Below are 21,414 nucleotides of genomic sequence, written 5' to 3' on the forward strand. Positions count from 1 at the left end.
TACATTTTATTACTTTGAAAATTATTGTAATTAGCATACTAATAACTTATAATTAATATGCTATTTTAATAAAACAAATATTGTTAAAGGAAGGTGGAGGATATGTATAAACTGGAGCAAAATAAAACTCCTTTATTCGATGCATTAATATCTTATGTTAATAATGAAACTATACCATTTCATGTGCCTGGTCATAAAAAAGGCCTAGGTGTAGATGAAGATTTCAAAAATTTCATAGGAGAAAACCCTTTTAAAATAGATGTTACTGTTTTTAAAAGTGTAGATTCTCTTCATCACCCGAAAGGCGCAATAAAAGAAGCACAAATTCTTGCAGCTGATGCATATGGTGCTGATGCAACATTCTTTTCAGTTCACGGTACATCTGGGGCTATACAAGCTATGATAATGTCTGTAGTATCTGATGGAGATAAAATAATTATTCCAAGAAATGTTCATAAATCTATAACAACAGGAATAATCTTAGCAGGGGCTATCCCTGTTTATATGACTCCTGAATTTGACAAAAATTTAGGAATTGCCCACGGAGTTACTAAAGCTACTGTAGAAGAAGCTCTAAAAAATAATCCAGATGCAAAAGCTGTGTTAATAATAAATCCAACATATTATGGAGTAGCTACTGAGATTAAAGCTATAGCTAATTTAGTTCACTCTTATAATATTCCATTAATAGTTGATGAAGCTCATGGACCGCACTTAGCATTCTCAGAAAAACTTCCAATTAGTGCCTTAGAAGCCGGTGCCGATATATGTGCTCAATCTACTCATAAAATAATAGGTGCTATGACACAAGTATCACTACTTCACGTAAAATCTAAACTTGTAGATACTAATAAAGTAAAACAAATGTTATCTTTATTACAAACTACATCTCCATCTTATATATTGATGGCATCCCTTGATACTTCTAGACGTCAAATAGCACTTCACGGAAAAGAATTGTTAAAAGATACAATAGAATTATATACTTATGCAAGAGAAGAAATTAATAAAATCCCTGGTTTCTATTCTTTCGGTAATGAAATATTAGGAAAGCCAGGAGTATTCGCCTTGGACCCAACAAAGCTAACTATATCTTGCAGAGAATTAGGTATAACCGGCGATGAATTAGAAAAAATATTAGCTACAAAATATCATATACAAATGGAACTTTCTGATTTCTATAATGTTCTTGCTGTTGGATCTTTTGGTGATACTAAAGAAAATATAGATTTATTAATATCTGCACTAAAGAAAATCAGTGAAGAATTCTACGGCAAAAAAACTCCACTACAAGACTTTTTAGATATTCCAGATATACCTGAAAGTAAATTAACACCACGACAAGCTTTCTATAGTTCAAAAGTTTCTGTAAGATTAGAAGATTCTATTGGGAAAATTAGTGGTGAATTTTTAATGGCATATCCACCTGGAATACCAATACTTTGTCCAGGTGAAATAATAACTAGTAAAATTATTAGTTATGTTAATCAATTAAAATCTGCAGGACTTTATGTTCAAGGTACCGAAGACCCTGAAGTAGAATTTATAAAAATAGTCACTGATTCTTTATAAAGAAATGAATAAAAATATTTTTAGGAAGGTACTTTTACCCTTCCTTTTTTATGCCGGCAGGCTGTGGTGATATTGTTTTTTTGCATATATCATTCTGTTCTAATTAAGTAGTGTTTTTTGCATTTATTATCCATTTACTATTATGCATTTTTTACCTTAAATAATTTTTTCTGCCCCATAAATATATTGTCTTGTTTCCTTGTATCTTTTATTATTAATATAATAAATTCGGAACCAATTAAAATAATTAGAAATATACCTAAAAGAAACACCCCAAAATCCACTTATCCAAGATCTCATATCCCTTTCATAAAGAAAAAGTTCTGAGTCCACCATCACCTTGGTAACTTCCTTAACACATTTTTTCGCATAAGATTTAATAACATTATTACCATAAATTCCAACTTTCTTAACATTACTGAAAATTATATCTAACTTTCTTTTTAAAGATAGTCTTGCTAGTGGATACTTATCAAATGGCAAAAATTCTATAGTACCATCATTATTTTTAGTAAAGAAAAAATAGCATTTTTCACCTAACTTCAAAGTAAGAGCTTCTTTCTCCACATTTTCTATTGCAGATTCCTTCTCTTTTTTAGAATTTTGTACATAAGTTCTCACCATAACATCAACTTCATCATTGAGAGGTTTTCTTTTAAAAAATTTAAGATAATAACTAAGAATTTTATGTCTCCAAGAAAAAGACGTATTTTGAGAAATATCTATTTTCTTGGCACATTCTCTAATGTTATATCCATTCCACATATTTTCAAAATATTTATCCCATATTTCATTATTCTTTCTGCTTCTATAAAAAGGTGTCCCAATAGTTTCTACAACTCTTCTTTCACAAGTCTTACAATAAAAAATTTGAGCTTTATTGCTTTTAACTTTGCCATATTTTATAATGTTATCTCCACAACAATGTGGACATGCCCTATTTATTGTAATATCTCTATTCATATCATTAATACACTTTAATATAGTGTAGTATTTTGATTTTTCTGTTAAAAAGATAGATTTGCGATGCATAATTTTACCTCCGAAATATGTTTTCTAAATTCTTAACATATTAGATTTAAAATATACATTGTATTTTTTGCTGTTATATCCATATTTTTAAAGTTACCACCACTTAACTAGAACAGCTACATATATTCACTTTATCAACATAAAGACCTTTCGACACAATAACAAAAATACTAAAAACACATCCAACGCCGGCACCTATATCTTCTTACTTCACCTTTCCCTTTAACATAGCATGTCCCCTCATATAAAAAAGGCATCAATGACTAATCATTAATGCCTTTTTATAAACTATTTAACTAACGGTTCTATAGAATGGAACTCATCACAATTTTCTTTAATCTTTTTCTCATTACCAATAACACAAAGATTGTTATCTTCCATAACTTTTTTAATATCTTCGCTATGAGCTCTAATATCTTCTACTGTTGTAGATAATATCTCTTCTCTTTCCTTTTGAACTTCTTCATAAGTAAGTCTCTTTAAGTAATTCGCCTGTGCTTTTTCTCCCATAGCCGCTGGTGTTAATGGTGCATCTATTTCAGCAATAGTACCTATAATATATTTTTTCATTTCATCCTTTGTAGCATCAAAGTTCTTAATATATTCATAAGCATTATTATATACATCTATAGTATTATTTAAATTTGGATCTCTATAAGATGTAAAGAATAAGTTTCCGCTTCTTCCTATAGATGCAAAACATCCATAAGCTCCACCCATTACTCTTACCTTATTCCATAGATAATCTAATGAAAGTATTGATTTTAATACTGCAGCAGAACCATTGTAATTATCAATTTTACCAGCCTTAGCTACATATTGAACTGTTCCTGATGTTGTAAATCCTTCATTGTCTGCTTCTAATTCTAACTTGTAATCTTTAGGTTCAAACTTTTTATCCCCTAGTGAATTATAGAAAATATCTATTTCATTTTTGAATATCTTTTCTTCTTCTTCACCACAAGTTAATAATATATATAAATTATCTTTGTTGAATATTTCACTTCTTAATTGTTCCATTTTATTTTTGAATCCATCGAAATCATTATCTATATCTTCACACAGCTTGCATAAGAATAAATAGAATGAATATCCACTATTTCTTTCAAGATATCTATGATTTTTGTTCACATAAGATAATGCTCTCGTAGCAGCAATAACATGGCTTCTTGAGTTCAAACTAGATTCTATTCTTGATTTTAACTCGAAAATAATTTCTTTAACTCTATTTTTATCTTCAAAAGATGAATTTAATATAACTTCATCCATTAACTCTAAAAGCTTCTTTGTATTAGCTTCAGTAGTTTTACCCTTCACTGACATATATGGGAAAAAGTCAGTATCCGTGTCATTATAGAAAAATGCAGATGAACCACAATCTATTCCACCGGTATAAAAATCTATTTCCTTCGCCAATTCTTCATAAGTATAATTTTTTGTATTAACTCTAGTTAAAAGTCTCGCCAATATAGGAATATAACTAATATCCTCTTCAGCTACTGACTTAGTATTAAATAAGAATGTTGGATATAATATCTTATTTGTAAATATATTTGAATATAGATAAGTATTATTATTGTATTTACCTACTGTTAGTGGTAGCTTTTCCGCTTCTTTATCTATATCGCTAAGTTCTAATGTTGGTATAACTTTTAGTGCCTCTGGTGAATCTGGTGTTTCTTGTTTCTTCTTTAATAATTCTGTATTTTTAACAATAGTATCAATAGTATCTTTATCCATTGATGCTTTTATTTTTTGAAGCTTATCATGAAGTGCTTTAGTTTCTTCTTCTTCTAATCCTTTTTTAGGACTAACCATCATTAATGTTGCAAATTTATTATCAATAAAGGCTTCTTTAACTAATTCCTCATAATAATTTGTATTTATTTTTTCTCTTAATTCTTTAAGATCATCTTCATAAACTAAATATCTTAAAGGGTCTCCATCGTATATCCATGAATCGTTGACAACCATTGAGTATATTACTCCCTTTGGATAACGATCAAAATCTCCTTCTCTTAAATAAAATTCCTTTTTATTTAATGCTGCTTCAAGAAATTTTTTGTCTACCCCTTCATCAATTACATTTTTCAAAACGTCCATAATAACATTTTTTATTTCGTCTTTTTTATTTTCATCAACGTTCTTAGCTATTATTGAAAATACCGGTTGTGCTATTCCTTTATCAAAAGATCCATATACATCTTCACATAATCCTTTTTCCAACAATGCTTTTTTAAGTGGTGCTCCTTGTGCATCTATAAGTACATATTCTAATACTTCATAAGCTAAATTCTTTGTAACATCCGATGTACTTGATACTGCAAAATTATATGTGAAGAAACTCTTATTTTTATCATCATCATCTTTAGAAATGGAATAATACTCTTGTATTTCTTTAGTCTCTTTAAACGGTTTTTGCAACTTTATTTTTGAATCTATCTTTTCTTTACTAAATTTACTTAAATATTCATTATGAAGAAATTCAAGTCTTTCATTAACATCTATATCACCATATAAAACTATATAAGCATTACTTGGATGATAATATTTCTTATGAAAATTAATAAATTCTTCTTGCGTAAGGTTTGGTATATCTTTAGGATTTCCTCCAGAATCTACACCATAAGTAGTATCTGGTAATAGCCCTCTATATATCTTTCTATATACCATTGAATCTGGTGATGAATACACACCTTTCATTTCATTATAAACAACACCTTTATACTTAAGTTCATCTTCTGGATTTTCTAATTCATAATGCCATCCTTCTTGCATAAGTATAGTTTCATCTTTATAAATATTAGGGAAAAATACTGCATCTAAGTAAACAGACATTAAGTTTTTAAAATCTTTATTATTTCTACTTGCAATAGGATACATAGTCTTATCTGGATATGTCATAGCATTTAAAAATGTATTTAAAGACCCCTTTGCCATCTCTACAAATGGCTCTTTAACAGGATATTTTTCTGATCCACATAAAACAGAGTGTTCTAATATATGCGCAACTCCTGTTGAGTTTTCTGGTGTTGTTCTAAATGTTATTGAAAATGTCTTATTATCATCCTCATTTTTTAATATTAATATTTTCGCACCAGTTCCATTATGCTCTAATGAATAAGCTTCACTATTTATCTCTTCTACTTTTGTTTCTTCAACTATTGTATAATTAGGATTTAAATTATTCACCATCATTTCTCCTCCACTTTAATGTTTTCTTTTATGTATATGTCCTATTACTTAGTTTTTCTTATTAATAAAATTAATATTCTTTTATTATTGTAACTATAATACAAAGTAATTTCCACTATTTAGGAAAAATTTTGGATATTATTTTATTTTTTTTGTTATAAACTAAAAAATATATGTATCTTGATAGTTGTTTTTCTCATATTAGAACCTGTTCTAATTAAGTGGTGGTAGTCCCCCATAAATATGTACTCTGATATACTTGTTAGCGCAATATATCTAGCTGTTCTAATTAAGTAGTGGCGAATGTCTATATATGTATTAAATAGTAAATGGATAACTATTACCACTACTTAACTGCAACAGATTCCTATATGAACTTTTTTATATACTACTTACACTTATACCATTTTTTATAAGCAACGCTGTAGTAACGCCAACTCCATCTATTAAAATTCCTGAAAAACTTCCATCATAAATCTTTCCATTACCACAAGAAGGGCTCTTACTTTTAAGAATTACTTCTTTAATATCCAATTTCTTAGCAATTTCCAATACCTTCTCTGCACCTGCTATAAAGGCAGCGGTATTGTCTTCACCATCTTTAGAAATTACTCTAGCTCTTCCCTCTAACACATCAAAACCATCGCCGCCAACAATCTCATGTGGTATACGAGGAGTTCCTAATCCACCCATAACTTCTGGGCAGACTGGGATAGCTTCTCCACAATTAATAATTTCTAATACTCCTTCATCAAAATTATTTCCACCACTATACTTGCAGTTTACACCACAAAGACACATACTCACTAACTTCATATACCTACTTTAGTGTTACTACTGTAACACCATTTCCCCCTTCAGAATATTCTCCATCACGGAATTTTTTAACATGTGGATGATTTCTAAGCATCGATAATATAGCAGTTTTTAAAGCTCCTGTTCCTTTTCCATGGATGATTGTTACTTCTTCAAGACCAGCTACAAAAGCTTCATCAAGATATATATCTGTTCTATATTTACCCTCTTCTCCATCTAATCCTCTTATATCAAGGCTTGTGCTAACAGATTTTAAGTTAAGTTTAACTTCTCTTTTTGTAGCCTTCTTCTCAGATTTAGTAACAGTTGCGCCCTGAAGATCACTATATTTAGATGTTATTTTCATAATACCAGCTTGAACCACAGCTTCTTGTTTTTTATCATCAAAACTTAACACGACACCTTTTGCATTTAATGATATTATCTTAACTTCTTGACCCTCTGATACTTTTGTTAATCCGCCACCTTGTGCCTTTTTAGCGCTTTCCATCTTTTCTGCTTTATCTTTAAGAGCCTTACGTTTCTTTTCCATCTCATGTCTCATATTTGAGGTAATACCATGACGTTCCATCTCTCTCATTTCTTTAAGAATTTTATCTGCCTCTTCTTTAGCCTCTTCTATGATTTTCTTAGCTTTTTCTTTTCCTGCCTCAACAGATTTTTCTCTTACCTCATCTATTCTATCTAACTTAGTCTTATACTTTTCATATAAATCCTTAGCTTCATTTCTTAAAGTCTCATTTTCCCTTGAAAGCTTTTCTGCCTCCATAGTTTTCTCACTAAGACTTCTTATAAGATCCTCAAATTCTAATGTATCCTTAGCTATATTTTCTCTAGCAAACTTTATAATATCATCAGATAAACCAAGCTTTCTTGAAATCTCAAAAGCATTAGATTTACCCGGTATACCCATTAATAATCTATAAGTTGGTCTAAGTGTTGCCACATCAAATTCTACTGAAGCATTTTCTACACCTGCTGTATTTAAACCATATCTCTTAAGCTCAGAATAATGTGTTGTAGATATTATACTACAACCTCTACTTCTTAATTCTTCTAATATAGATATAGCAAGAGCTGACCCCTCTGTTGGATCTGTTCCTGATCCTAACTCATCAAATAACACTAAAGAATTTGACTTAGCTTTACCTAAAATTGAAATTATATTCGTCATATGAGATGAGAATGTTGATAAACTTTGTTCTATACTTTGCTCATCACCAATATCTGCATAAATACCTTCAAAAACATTAATAACACTACCTTGATATGCTGGAATCATCATTCCACTAAGGGCCATTACATGAAGTAGTCCCACAGTTTTTAATGTTACAGTTTTACCACCTGTGTTTGGACCCGTAATAACTATTGTAGTAAAGTCTTCTCCAGAATTAATATCCAATGGTACAACTTTATCACTAGGAATTAACGGATGTCTTCCTTGAACTATATTATATATACCGTTAGAATTGATTTCAGGTACTATACCTTCTATCTCTAATCCATATGCACCCTTAGCAAATATAAAGTCTAAATCTGAAATTATTTCTCTATTCATTTTAAGAGCTTTTACATTTTTATTAATATCTCTAGATATCTCATTTAAGATTCTTTCTATCTCAGCCATTTCCTTAAGCTTTAATTCTTTTATTTCATTATTTAATGTAACTAACTCCATCGGTTCAATAAATACTGTAGAGCCTGTTGATGATACATCATGAACTAATCCTTTTACAGTACTCTTGTATTCTACTTTTACTGGTAAAACATATCTATCCCCTCTTACTGTATATATGTTTTCCATTAAATATTTTGAATAGTTTCTAACCATAGAACCTACTCTTTCCTTTATTTCTATACCTTTTTCTCTAAGATTTCTTCTTATTGCACCTAATGCCCTTGATGCATTATCAGAAATTTCATCCTCATCAATAATGCATTGCTCTATCTTATCTTCTAACCACTTAATTGTAGTTATATTTACAGCACTGTCTCTTAATGAATTTTCATCTATATCATCACTATCTAAGTAAACTGTTATCTCCCTTGCTGTTCTAAGTGATCTTCCTACTATTAAAATTTCCTTTGCATTAAGCTCTCCACCTTTTTCCGCTCTGCTTAATACTTCTTTTAGCCCTTTATCTGAATATATTGGAGCTCTACCTTTTTTTATAACATATGTATATGCTTCCTTTGTTTCTTTTAATGCTCTATTAACTTCATATTCATTATTAAAAGGCATTAATGTAGCTGACATTTCCTTACCCTTTTCAGTATTTGAATATGATACTAATTTATCTAGCACTTTCTGAACTTCAAGTATTTTAAAGGTTCTTTCTTCCATTTTTGCATCAACTCCCTATAAATACAATACATTATTAGTTTGCATCTTGTAAATATTTAGTTTTGTAAACAACAGGTGCGATGGTACAAGTAATATTTTATCAATCTCATGATTAAAATTATTAAATGTACCTTACTATGTGTAAAACTCATATTAGAACCTGTTGTAGTTAAGTAGTGGTGACAAGCCTCCACTGCATCTATATATGTCTAATTGTCATATTAACACCTGTTCTAGTTAAGTAGTGGCGACAAGCCCCCACAGTGCACTAATATTGTGCACTAATACTACTCAACCCCTCTTTTGTACTGTCCTTTTGTAAACTTTCCTTCACCTTCAATATTATCTCCTGATAATATTGCCTCTACTATATGATGAACTCTATCTTCATCTTCATCAACAAAGTCTACTCTGAAATTAGAAATATTAATTCCTTTAAGCTCTTTAATATTATCAATTAAATTCAATGGATGACTGTTGTATATATGACTTCTACAGAACTTATCTGTTTTAACTCTAAAGTCTTCTTTCAATCTATCTCTTAGAACAAAATCACCTTTTTCACAGGCTATATTACATCCTTTAACTTCACATTTTCCACCGAAAGTAGCTCCAATTGGACAATATTCCGAGATCATACTTTCAACTTTACCATATATATACACGTATGGTGTTAATGGTGTGCCTTTTGATACATCTTTTAATTCACTTTTATTTAATTCTAATGATAATGTTACACCATCAACCATAGATTCTAAAAAGTCTATAGAATATTTATTAAACAAATTACCCTTATAGTCAAAAATTATAGATGTCCTGTTATGAAACTCACTAGTAATTCCAAAGTTTGATGTTATTAATCCTTTAATTTTATCAATATTTTGCTCAATATATGCTGATACCATTCTGTATTCTTCCTTTATTATAGTAGGAAGTCTTAAATATAAATTTAAGTCTTCTGGAATTTGAGAAAAGTCAATATTTGTTCCTCTCATAAAAGGATTAATAGCAATATCTCTCGCACCACCTTCGTAGGCACCTTTAAGTTGCTTAAGATTTTGAACTATTACTAATAATGATGGTAATTCTTTAATATTTTTAGTTTCTCTATTTAAGTCTAACTTTTCTACTAATCCTCTATCTATCTTAACCCAATTTATTATTTTTTCTATTAATGTTCTTCTTAAATTATTTAATGCTGATATTGCCATAAAACCTTCTTCATATTCTGAAAAAGTTATAGAATTCACTTCAAATGGAGTATTTCCTGTTTTCTTTAAATTTTCTTCTATATTTTCTTTGAATAGCGGTCTTTTTAATGGTGTTTGCACTTCTTCACCATAAACTTCAAAAACTTTGCCCTTAAATGAAGTAGTTAGCTTCATTTTATCGCCAATTTTAAAATAAACTTCTATATCTAATGGGTTCTTTTTTAAGTATTGCGTCTTGAAAGTATTTTCATAAGATTTTAATAGCTTAACATCTGAAGTTTTGTAAATTTTTTCACCTTCTTTAAATTTACCTTCTTTTAATTTAGCCACATCTCCCATATATGCTTCTTCTACTGACTTACCTTTTACACTTATAGATGAAATAGTGAAACCTTCTTCACCAAAACGTATTCCATCACCAATTACTATATTCTCTTTTAGTAATACTTCATTACTACTTACTGCTTCTCCTATTACAACACCAGTATTACGAGGGAACTTAAAACTCATCATATCTGATCCTGTATTTTTAAATAAATATCCCTTAGAGAAACCTTCTCTATTGAAAAGTTTAGCTAAATTCTTCATAGCAGTATCATAATCAAAAGGCTCACCTGCATAGTAAGCATCAATAGCTTTTCTATACATAGATACTACACCAGCAACATACTCTGGTCTTTTCATTCTACCTTCTATTTTTAAAGATGCAGTACCACTTTCAATAATTTCACCTATATTTTCAATAAAAGCTAGATCTTTTGGTGACAATAAATATCCTTCTGTCTCCTCACCAGTTTTTTCGTTTATAAGCTTATAATTCTGTCTGCAGCTTTGAGCACATTTCCCTCTATTACCAGAGCGGCCTCCAATCATTGAACTCATAAGGCATTGTCCTGAATATGATACACATAAAGCGCCATGAACAAATATTTCAGTTTCTATGCCAAGATCCTTAGATATGTACTCTATCTCCTTTAAGGTACATTCTCTTGCAAGAACTATTCTCTTAAATCCCAAGTCATTTAATGCTTTGGCCCCTTCTCCATTATGGATTGATATTTGTGTTGATCCATGTAATTCGATATCTTTAAAGTTTTTTCTTATTAAATAAGCTAATCCTAAATCTTGTACTATAACACCATCAACACCTATAGATTGAAGAAAATTAACATATTCTATAGCTTCTCTCACTTCTTTATCTTTAATTAAAGTATTTATTGTTACATATATTTTTACACTATTCAAATGGCAATATAAAACTGCCTCTTTCATCTCTTCTTCTCCAAAATTTGAAGCATACGCTCTAGCTGAAAATTTACTTCCTCCTAAATAAACAGCATCACATCCACTGTTAACTGCTGCATAAAGACTTTCTAAACTTCCTGCTGGTGCTAATAATTCTATCTTTTCCATCTTTCTTTCTCCTATTTAAAAACGTAGCAATAAATTGCTACGTTTCTTTTTATTATTTAAACATCTTATTGCTATTTTTCTTCAAAGTTGCAATAGTTATTTGAGAATCTAAAAATTTTTTTTCTAGATCCATAACTTTATATTTTGCAGATTGTAATGAAAATTTCAATTCTTTATTTCTAGAAAGTAATTTTTCATTTTCACCTTTTAGCTTTTTACTTTCTTCTTCTAAGATTTCAAACTGAGCCTTTACATTAGCTGCTTCCTTTTCTACTGCTTCTCTTAATGCATTAGCTTGATCTGAAGGTTCTTGTTTTGAATCCTTTTCCATTCTAGAAATTTTCATATTTAAATTATTTATCATCTTAGTATCGTTCTCTATCTTAACCTCTGCTTCTCTTAGCTTTTCCTTAGTTTCATTAAGCTTCTTATTACATTCTCTTAGGTTTTTACTTGTATCTTCAACAGTTTGGTTTGAATATTGAACTTTTCTATCAGCTGCTTCAAGCTGTCTAGTTGTTTCCTCTAACTTGCTCTTTGTATCTTCTAATTGCCCCATACAAGTTTTTAATTCATTTTCTATCTCTGAAGATCTGTTTCTTATTTTTTCAAAATCTTTTTGTGAAGATTCTAATTCTGTATTTACTTTCTTTAATTCTACTATTTCCTTATTTGCTACTTCTAATTCCTTAATTTTTGCTTCTTTTTCTTTTATTACATTTGTTTTTTCTTCTTTTACTTTATTATTGTAATTTTTTACGCCATTATATTTTTCTTTTAGTGTAGCATATTTTTTATCTAATTCTATGTAATTATTTCTTAAATCATCTAATTCTTTTTTTATTTCTTCAGTATCTTCTGAAGCTGCTTTTTTAGCATTTTCTTCTAATTCATTTATTTTTGATTGTAACTCATTTATCTTATCATTATAGCTTTTTTGTGAAGATTTTAAAATAGAGTTCTTATCCTCTAACTCCGCTATGTACTTGTCCCATTTAAATAATTCATCAGCTATATTCATAGAAGCTAATACAGATGCATCGGTAGATGAAAGTTTAGAATTTTTGTCTAAGATCATCTGTACTTTCTTGTCCACATATGCAGCTACACTTTGTAAATATTCTTCTTTTTCTTCACCTTTTAATGTATATTCTACCCCATTTACTTTTACAACTACCTTATTCATCTCAAAACACCTCTTAAGTATTGTTTATGCTTATATTCTATCATATTATATAGCTAAACCACAATTATCTAGACCTAACTTATAAATATTTTTATAAATATTTTTACAATATAAGTAAAAACAAAGAAGTATATTAGATATTAATTAAAAATTTAGTAATAATATCCAATATACTCCACTTTAAATATTTTTAGGTAATACTTTATTGCAAAGTTTTTTAAAATCGCATCGTCCACAAACTTCTGAAATATCCTGTAATTCACTGAATGTGGGCTTTATCTCTCCCACTAAATCCTTATATGTATCTATAGATTTTCTATCCAACTCAAAATACTTTTTTACTCTATTATCTTTTTCCCTAATAGAATCCTCACCTAAACAATATTCTCCATTTCTATTAGGACACGATTTGCATACATCATCACAATTATCTATAAATCTAATATTAATATTCGGTTCCTCTTTGAAAATCTTAATAATTTTTTCAATATTTTCAGCAAATTTTTCATCATAACCATGCCCAGAATAAGTATGAATACACATAATATGATGATATCTTAACTTAATTTCTTTCATATATATGCCCTTTCACTAATGCCCTATTAATGGCTACTGCTACAACAGCTCCAAGAATCCCCTTCATAACATCAAAAATTACAAACGGTGCAACTCCAGAAAGTATTGCTTCATAAATACCTAATTTACATGAAATTGCAAGCCATATTGTTCCTACTAAATAGCAAGGTACTAAAGAGAATATCATATATATTGATAAAAATACGATATTCTCTTTTTTAAATTTCTCAATACACCAAGCTATTAAATATATCATTATAGGATATGTAATAAGATATCCTCCTGTAGGTCCTATTATTGATGATATTCCAGCACCAAATCCAGTAAACACAGGTATTCCAACTGCTCCCAATAAAAGATAAACTATTCCAACTATAAGTCCTTGCTTCTTTTCTAATACAGCCCCTGTTATAAAAATTCCTATAATTGCACCGGTAATTGGAACTGGTTGTATAGGTATAGTGATTTGCGCACATACAGAAATTAATGCTGTAAACAACGCTATTAATGTAATATCCTTAATCTTCATTAAATACCCCTCCTTTTTTTGTATTTTTTATTTTATTATACCAAATGCATTTGTATTGTCAACTCAATTTTCATTACAGTTGACAATGTATGATTACACTTTATATGTTTTTTATTATAGGAATATCTGTTGCAGTTAAGTAGTGGTAATGATTATCCATTTACTATTTAATACACATATAGGCATTTACCACTACTTAATTAGAACAGATATCAATATTAACTCTAAAACATATATATCCAAAACACTACTTACTTAGAACAGATTCATATATCCAGATTAACAACATATAATACCACTTCTAGTGCTCGTCCATCATGAGATATGCACTATATAAAAGAAAGCCACAAAGGTATATCTACCTTTGCGGCTTTTTTATTATCTTAATGTTGCACCTAGCTTGTGCTCTAATGTCCTAACAATCTTGTCATGAACTTTATTTACATCACTGTCTTTTAATGTCTTATTAGGATCTCTGTATACTATTGAATAAGCTACAGATTTCTTTCCTTCTGGAACTTGAGCTCCCTTGTATACATCAAATAAGCTGTATTCTTCTACTAAGTTTCCACCTTGTTTTTTGATAACTTCTTCAATATCAGCTACTAATACTTCGTCATCTATTAATACAGCTAAATCTCTTGTTACTGATGGGAACTTTGGAAGTGGAGTATATTTATTGTTTTTCTTAATGAAGCTATATAATTTATCTAAATTAATTACTGCAATAAATGCTCTTTCGTCAATTCCGTAATTTTCAGCAACATCAGGATGAACTTCACCTACAGTTGCAATAACTTCTCTTCCAATTACAACCTTAGCAGTTTTTCCTGGGTGGAATGATGGATTTTCAGATTCTCTTTCAAATTTAGCACTCTTAACTTTGAAGTGATCTAGTATATTTTCAACTACACCCTTTAAGTTTAGGTAGTCTACTCCACCATATAAACCTATTGTTAATATATTTATTTCGTTTGGTAATTCTTTACCTTCTTCTTTAATATAGATTTTTCCGTTTTCGAATAATCTACATTCCTTATTATTTCTTGAGTAGTTTCTAGCAAGTGATTCCATCATTGATGGGATTGTTGTTGTTCTCATTATTGAGTAATCTTCACCTAATGGATTTTTGATTTCTACAACATTACGTAGCTCTGAATCCGCTGGTAATAATATTTTATCAAATACCTTTGGACTAACAAATGAATATGCAATTGATTCATATAATCCTGAACCTATTAATACCTTTGCTAATTCATCATTTAATTGCATTTTTTCACTCTTACCACTCTTAGTTGCATGAATTGAAGGCATTGTAGCTTCAACTTTATTGTAACCATAAATTCTTACAACTTCCTCTGCTACATCTTCTCTTATATTCATATCACTTCTAAATGTTGGAGTTGTTATTTCTAAATTGTCTCCATTAATTTCAGTTGCCATTCCTAATGATTCTAAAATTCTCTTCATCTCGATTCCATGAATTTCAGTTCCTAAGAATTTATTAATCCAACTTATTGAAACTGTTAAGTGACCTTCTTCTTTCTTCTCATTGTAGATATCGATAGTACCATTAACAATTTCTCCACAGCCAAGTTCTTCAACTAATGCACAAGCTCTATCTAATGCTAATGCAGGTAAGTTTGGATCAAGATCTTTTTCAAATTTACCAGAAGCATCTGTTCTAAGATTTAATTCCTTTGATGTTAATCTTATATTAACACCTTCGAAATTTGCAGCTTCGAAGATAATTTCAGTAGTATCCTCTTTAACTTCTGAGTTTAATCCACCCATGATTCCAGCAAGACCGATAGTACCTTTTCCATCTCTTATTGTAAGCATTTCTGATGTTAATGTTCTTTCCACTTCATCTAATGTAGTGAACTTTTCATTATCCTTAGCTCTTTCTACAATAATAGTGCCTTCTGCAATATCTCTTCTATCGTAAGCATGCATTGGTTGACCTAATTCTACCATTACGTAGTTTGTAATATCAACGATATTGTTTATTGGTCTAATACCAGCTTCATTTAATCTATTTTGCATCCATGATGGTGATGGTCCTATTTTAACATTCTTAATAGCTCTAGCCATATATCTTCTACATAAGCTATCTTTAATTTCTGCTTTTACGATATCATTAACATTACCACCACTAGTTTTATATGAAGTATTTAATCCCTTAAGTTCTCTTCCATAAGTTGCAGCTACTTCTCTAGCTATTCCATATACACTGAAGCAATCTTGTCTATTTGATGTAATTTCAAACTCGATTACACCACCACCAAAGTCTACTGCTTCTTTAATGTCTACACCTAATGGAGTATTAGTATCCATGATGTGTAGTCCATGACAAGTTCCTTCTTCAGCTAATCCTAATTCTTCTAAAGAACAGAACATTCCGTTAGAAACTTCTCCTCTTAGTTTACCTTTTTTAATCTTTAATCCACCATGAAGTGTTGATCCATGAAGTGCAACTGGCACTACATCTTGTTCCTTCATATTTGTAGCTGCTGTAACAATTTGTATTGGTTCTTCTGCTCCAATATCAACTTGGCAGATAGAAAGCTTATCTGCTTCTGGATGCTTTGTTATTTTAACAATTTTACCTGTTACAACATTTTGTATTTCTTCACCATACACTTCAACTTTTTCTACCTTTGATCCTGATAAAGTTAAAGCATCACCTAAATCTTTTGCATCTTCTTTTATCTCAACATAATCTTTAAGCCAATCTATTGGTACTAACATTCCTTATACCTCCTACCTATTATTTGAATTGTTTTAAGAATCTCATATCAGCTTCATATAATAATCTGATATCATCTATTCCGAACTTTTGCATTACCATTCTATCAAGACCAAATCCAAAAGCAAATCCGCTATATTCATTTGGATCTATTCCACAGTTTTCTAATACTTTAGGATGAACCATACCACATCCTAATATTTCGATGAATCCTTCACCTTTACATACCTTACAACCTTCTCCACCACAAACGAAACAAGTTGCATCCATTTCAGCAGATGGTTCAGTGAATGGGAAATGATGTGGTCTGAACTTTGTTACCATCTTATCTCCAAACATCTTCTTAACAAAAGTTTCAAGCATTCCTTTAAGGTCTGCAAAAGTTATTCCCTTATCGATAACTAATCCTTCTACTTGGTAGAATATTGGTGAATGTGTAGCATCTACTGCATCTGAACGATAAACCTTACCTGGAGATATCATCTTTATTGGAGGTTTTTGATTTTCCATTACTCTTATTTGTACAGGAGATGTTTGTGTTCTAAGAACAACATTATCATTAATATAGAATGTATCTTGTTCTCCTCTAGCTGGGTGATTCTTTGGAATATTTAATGCCTCGAAGTTATAGTAATCAAGCTCTACCTCTGGCCCTTCTTCTATTGAGAATCCCATTGATAAGAAGATATCTTGAATTTCTTCCATTGTAATTGTTAATGGATTCTTTCCTCCAAGTGGACTCTTATCCCCTGGCATAGAAATATCAATTACTTCATTTTTTAATCTTTCTTCTTTTTCCTTCTTCTTAATATCAGTTAATGCGTTTTCTATTCTTCCTTCAAGATTTCCTCTAACGTCATTTACTAACTTACCAACTATAGGTCTTTCCTCTGGTGATAATCCACCCATTCCTCTAAGAATTAATGTTACTTCACCTTTTTTACCAAGATACTTAACTCTAACAGCTTCAATATCTTCTTTAGTAACAGCTTTATTTAACTCATCTATTGCAGTTGTTTCAATAAGCTTTAATTTTTCTTGCATATTAAATATCCTCCTTCTTTTAAGAGCACAGCTTTCAGTGCACAGTTATTATTGTTGTTATTTGAGACTTTTTATATTTAGGGAAAATAAAAACTCCGTCCCTATAAAAAGGGACGGAGTATATCCGCGTTACCACCCTAGTTGATAAGAGCATAATCCATACCCTTATCCACTTCATTAAAAAATATCGGCTTTTATAATACCGCTCTAGACTACTATAACTTCCCCTAGAGAGCTCCAAAGTGAACTTCGATTTAATTCCTAATAAAAAAGCTTTCAGTCTTTGGCTTTTTCTCCCTACTTTATTCCTTAAATCTACTTTCTTTTTCATAGCTTATTATTTTAAATTCTTTTTCTATTATATATATAACTGTTATAAATTTCAACATTTTATTTTAAAATTTCTTTGTCTTACTGCCTCAAAAGCTATTACTGATGTTGCAATACCAACATTCAGTGACTCTGCTCCGCCTGGCATAGGAATTTTAAATTTTTCATCTGAAATCGCAAATATTTCCGAGGAAATACCGTTTCCCTCATTACCTACTACTATAATACATTTTCCTGTTAAGTCTATATCATAAAAATTATAATCTGTGTCTAATGATGAAGAAACTACCTTAAATCCTTTATTTTTTAATGACATAATTATATCTAAATCATCATTATCATAAACTACAGGAACATTAAAAACTGAACCCATTGTACTTCTTAATGTTTTATCATTATATAAGTCTACGGTTCCTTTTCTTAAAATTACCCCTAAAGCACCACTGGCATGGGCAGTTCTTATTATAGTCCCTAGATTTCCGGGATCTTGAACTTTGTCACAAAAGATATAAAACCCTTCATTATCTTTTAATTTTATATCTTTATTTTTTACCACTGCCAATATTCCTTGCGGTGTTTCTGTGGAAGCCAATATCTTCATAATAGATTTTGTAACATAGATTGTTTCCACTTTATCTAAATATTTATCAATATTATAATTAGATAATTTGTCTTCTACGGATTCTTCTATTATAAGAGTTTTTATTTCAAAATCAGATTTTAGAGCTTCCTCTACAAACCTAAAACCTTCTACTAAAAATTCACCTTTTGCAGATCTTGTTTTTCTATCCTTTAATTTTTTTATTTCTTTTATTATATTATTATCTTTACTAGTAATAACGTTCATATTATTCCTCTTCTGTTGCTACAAAATCTCTTAATTCTTCAATATCATTACTACCAATAGCTACAATTATATCTCCTGATAGTAACGCTAAATCTGGAGATGGACTTACTTCTATTACACCATCTCTTTTTATTGCCATTACATTTATTCCATACTCTACTCTTAAGTTTAATTCTTTTATTGTTTTGTTTACCCAACTCTTCGGAACAAGAAATTCTGTTAAAGAATAATCTGGTGATACTTCTATATAATCTAATATGTTAGATGATACTAAATTATTAGCTACTCTAATTCCCATTTCTTTTTCAGGAGATATTACCTTATCAGCACCAATTTTTATAAGAACTTTTTCTTGTAAATCATTATTAGCTTTTACAGCAATATATTTTACCCCTAGTTCCTTTAACAATAATGTAGTCATAATAGATGCTTGAATATCCTTACCAATAGCTACAATAGCAACATCAAAATTTCCTATTCCTACAGCTTTTAGATCATTTTCATCAGTAGAATCTAATGTAACGGCATGTGTAACTTTATCTGATATATCTTGTATTCTATCTACATCTTTATCTATAGCTAAAACTTCACGCCCTAACTCTGCCAATGTTAAAGCTACAGATGTTCCAAATCTACCCATACCTATAACAATATATTGTTTTTCTTTAACCTTTTTTCTCATATTTACACCTACCCTATTAATATCTTAGCTTCTGGATATTTTATATTACCTGCATTTTTCTTTTTCTGTCTTGTTATTGCCATAACAAGGGTGATAGGTCCTACTCTACCAATATACATAGTTAAAATTATTAATAATTTTCCAACAAATGAAAGATACGGTGTTATACCTAATGTTACCCCTACAGTTCCAAAAGCTGATATTGCTTCAAAAATTATTCCTTCTAGTGGAACTAATTCACCATTTACCAATGTATCTGCTTCCGTATTACTTAATAACATAGTTATTGCAACTACTATCATTAATGATAAAAACAGTATAGAAAATGCTTTATAGATAACATCCTTAGATATCCTTCTTTTAAATAATTCAGTATCTTCTTTACCTCTAAGTCCAGATACAACTGTAAGACATATAAGTCCTATAGTCGTAGTTTTTACTCCCCCGGCAGTAGATCCTGGTGACCCACCAATAAACATCAAAATGAAGTATAAAAAAATCGACCCCGTTGTTAAATATTCTAACGGTATTGAATAAAATCCTGCTGTTCTAGATGAAACTGAAGCAAAGAAAGAATTTAATAGTTTTCCTCCAAAGCCCATGTTACCTATTGTTTCTGGATTATTATATTCCATTATAAAAATAAAAACTGTACCTGTAACTAATAATATTGCTGTAAGAACTAATACAAACTTCGTATGAGTATATAACCTTGTAGACTGACTAGCATTAAATAAATCTAATAATACTGCAAATCCAATACCACCTATTATAATTAATGCGGATATAGTCAATATTACCACTGCATTGTTTTGATATGGAAATAGAGAATCGCCAATTAAATCAAACCCTGCATTACAAAAAGCTGAAATGGCATGGAATATAGAAAAATATATTCCTTTTAATAATCCATGTTCAGGAATAAACTGTGTGGCCAATATTGCTGCACCTATTCCTTCTATTGCAAATGTGAAGGATAATATGTATTTTACTAACTTAACAATCCCTGATATATATGTAGCGTTTACTGCTTCTTGAAGTATTAATCTTTCTTTAAGAGAAACCCTTTTTCCTAATATTAATGCAAATAAAGTTGCAAAGGACATAAATCCTAATCCACCTATCTGTATTAAAAATATAATTACTGTTTTTCCGAAGTAACTCCAATGACTAGCTGTATCAACTGTTACAAGTCCTGTAACACATACTGCTGAAGTTGATGTAAACAACGCATCTATAAAAGATGTTTTTTCTCCAGTAGCTGTTGATATCGGTAGCATAAGTATTCCCGCTCCAATAAGTAAAACTGCCATAAAACCTAATGCTAACACCTGAACTGGTTTTATTTTTATACGACCTAAGATATGCTTTGACATATGTCCAACTCCTAACACAAACACTTCCCAATATATTATAGTTCCCTATTTTATTAATATAGTTGCATATGTATATCTTTCAAAATATGGTAGTGTATATATAATAAAAAAACCCACTTTCGTGGGCTTGATATATTAAGCTAAGCTCTTCTTAGCAGTTTCTACTAATTCAGCAAATGCTTTTGGATCGTGGATAGCGATTTCTGATAACATCTTTCTGTTAATTTCGATACCAGCTTTCTTTAATCCATTCATGAATTTTGAATATGACATATCATTCATTCTTGCAGCTGCATTAATTCTAGCTATCCATAGTTTTCTGAAATCTCTCTTCTTTAACTTTCTTCCAACGTAAGCATTTCTTAATGCTCTGATAACTGTTTCATTAGCTGTTCTATATAACTTGCTCTTACCACCGTAGTAACCTTTAGCAAGTTTTAATACTTTTTTATGCTTTTTACGAGCGTTCATAGCTCTCTTAACTCTAGCCATTTAGTAAACCTCCTTCTTAA

The 21,414-nt window shown here is 30.0% G+C and carries 15 protein-coding genes and 1 other annotated feature; of the genes, 1 reads left to right on the forward strand and 14 read right to left on the reverse strand.

Annotated elements, in window-relative coordinates; genetic code table 11:
• Positions 1 to 102: 102 nt before the first annotated feature.
• The gene (locus tag CM240_RS10305) at positions 103 to 1,572 is read left to right on the forward strand and encodes an aminotransferase class I/II-fold pyridoxal phosphate-dependent enzyme (RefSeq protein ID WP_044038968.1); all 1,470 of its coding nucleotides are present in this window, start codon (positions 103 to 105) and stop codon (positions 1,570 to 1,572) included.
• Positions 1,573 to 1,728: 156 nt separating this feature from the next.
• Here CM240_RS10305 and CM240_RS16920 read toward each other — a convergent pair whose 3' ends face one another.
• The 14 genes from CM240_RS16920 to rplT all read right to left on the reverse strand — a co-directional run bounded on the left by CM240_RS16920 (position 1,729) and on the right by rplT (position 21,394).
• Positions 1,729 to 2,604 (reverse strand): hypothetical protein, encoded by an 876-nt coding sequence (locus CM240_RS16920; protein ID WP_051483802.1) that lies wholly within the window; start codon positions 2,602 to 2,604, stop codon positions 1,729 to 1,731.
• A gap of 288 nt (positions 2,605 to 2,892) precedes the next feature.
• The gene (locus CM240_RS10315; protein WP_044038969.1) at positions 2,893 to 5,799 is read right to left on the reverse strand and encodes an insulinase family protein; all 2,907 of its coding nucleotides are present in this window, start codon (positions 5,797 to 5,799) and stop codon (positions 2,893 to 2,895) included.
• A 381-nt stretch (positions 5,800 to 6,180) separates the two neighbouring features.
• Positions 6,181 to 6,615, reverse strand: coding sequence for a 2-thiouracil desulfurase family protein (locus CM240_RS10320; RefSeq protein WP_044038970.1), 435 nt, complete (start codon positions 6,613 to 6,615; stop codon positions 6,181 to 6,183).
• 4 nt (positions 6,616 to 6,619) lie between these two features.
• Positions 6,620 to 8,959, reverse strand: a complete 2,340-nt coding sequence (locus tag CM240_RS10325; protein WP_044038971.1) for an endonuclease MutS2 — start codon at positions 8,957 to 8,959, stop codon at positions 6,620 to 6,622.
• Positions 8,960 to 9,246: 287 nt separating this feature from the next.
• On the reverse strand, positions 9,247 to 11,583 hold the full coding sequence (locus CM240_RS10330) for a U32 family peptidase (protein ID WP_044038972.1): 2,337 nt from the start codon (positions 11,581 to 11,583) through the stop codon (positions 9,247 to 9,249).
• Positions 11,584 to 11,635: 52 nt separating this feature from the next.
• On the reverse strand, positions 11,636 to 12,769 hold the full coding sequence (locus CM240_RS16925) for a cell division protein ZapA (RefSeq protein ID WP_051483804.1): 1,134 nt from the start codon (positions 12,767 to 12,769) through the stop codon (positions 11,636 to 11,638).
• Between the two features lie 180 nt (positions 12,770 to 12,949).
• Positions 12,950 to 13,345 (reverse strand): DUF1284 domain-containing protein, encoded by a 396-nt coding sequence (locus CM240_RS10340; protein WP_044038973.1) that lies wholly within the window; start codon positions 13,343 to 13,345, stop codon positions 12,950 to 12,952.
• Positions 13,332 to 13,874, reverse strand: coding sequence for a biotin transporter BioY (locus CM240_RS10345; protein ID WP_044038974.1), 543 nt, complete (start codon positions 13,872 to 13,874; stop codon positions 13,332 to 13,334). Before CM240_RS10345 ends, CM240_RS10340 begins: the two co-directional genes overlap by 14 nt.
• A 378-nt stretch (positions 13,875 to 14,252) precedes the next feature.
• Positions 14,253 to 16,625 carry a phenylalanine--tRNA ligase subunit beta gene (pheT, locus tag CM240_RS10350; RefSeq protein ID WP_044038975.1) on the reverse strand — a complete coding sequence of 791 codons (2,373 nt, stop codon included), beginning with the start codon at positions 16,623 to 16,625 and terminating at the stop codon, positions 14,253 to 14,255.
• A gap of 19 nt (positions 16,626 to 16,644) precedes the next feature.
• Complete coding sequence (gene pheS / locus CM240_RS10355) at positions 16,645 to 17,667, reverse strand: phenylalanine--tRNA ligase subunit alpha (protein WP_044038976.1); 1,023 nt, start codon at positions 17,665 to 17,667, stop codon at positions 16,645 to 16,647.
• 106 nt (positions 17,668 to 17,773) lie between these two features.
• Positions 17,774 to 18,007: a binding site (T-box leader), on the reverse strand.
• A gap of 42 nt (positions 18,008 to 18,049) precedes the next feature.
• Entirely contained in the window at positions 18,050 to 18,844 is a 795-nt protein-coding gene (locus CM240_RS10360) for a TrmH family RNA methyltransferase (protein ID WP_044038977.1), read from the reverse strand.
• A 1-nt stretch (position 18,845) separates the two neighbouring features.
• Positions 18,846 to 19,526 carry a potassium channel family protein gene (locus tag CM240_RS10365; protein ID WP_044038978.1) on the reverse strand — a complete coding sequence of 227 codons (681 nt, stop codon included), beginning with the start codon at positions 19,524 to 19,526 and terminating at the stop codon, positions 18,846 to 18,848.
• Positions 19,527 to 19,534: 8 nt separating this feature from the next.
• On the reverse strand, positions 19,535 to 20,902 hold the full coding sequence (locus CM240_RS10370) for a TrkH family potassium uptake protein (RefSeq protein ID WP_044038979.1): 1,368 nt from the start codon (positions 20,900 to 20,902) through the stop codon (positions 19,535 to 19,537).
• A gap of 135 nt (positions 20,903 to 21,037) precedes the next feature.
• The gene (rplT, locus tag CM240_RS10375) at positions 21,038 to 21,394 is read right to left on the reverse strand and encodes a 50S ribosomal protein L20 (protein ID WP_044038980.1); all 357 of its coding nucleotides are present in this window, start codon (positions 21,392 to 21,394) and stop codon (positions 21,038 to 21,040) included.
• Positions 21,395 to 21,414: the final 20 nt, after the last annotated feature.

Source organism: Clostridium bornimense (assembly GCF_000577895.1).
GTDB lineage: Bacteria > Bacillota > Clostridia > Clostridiales > Clostridiaceae > Clostridium_AN > Clostridium_AN bornimense.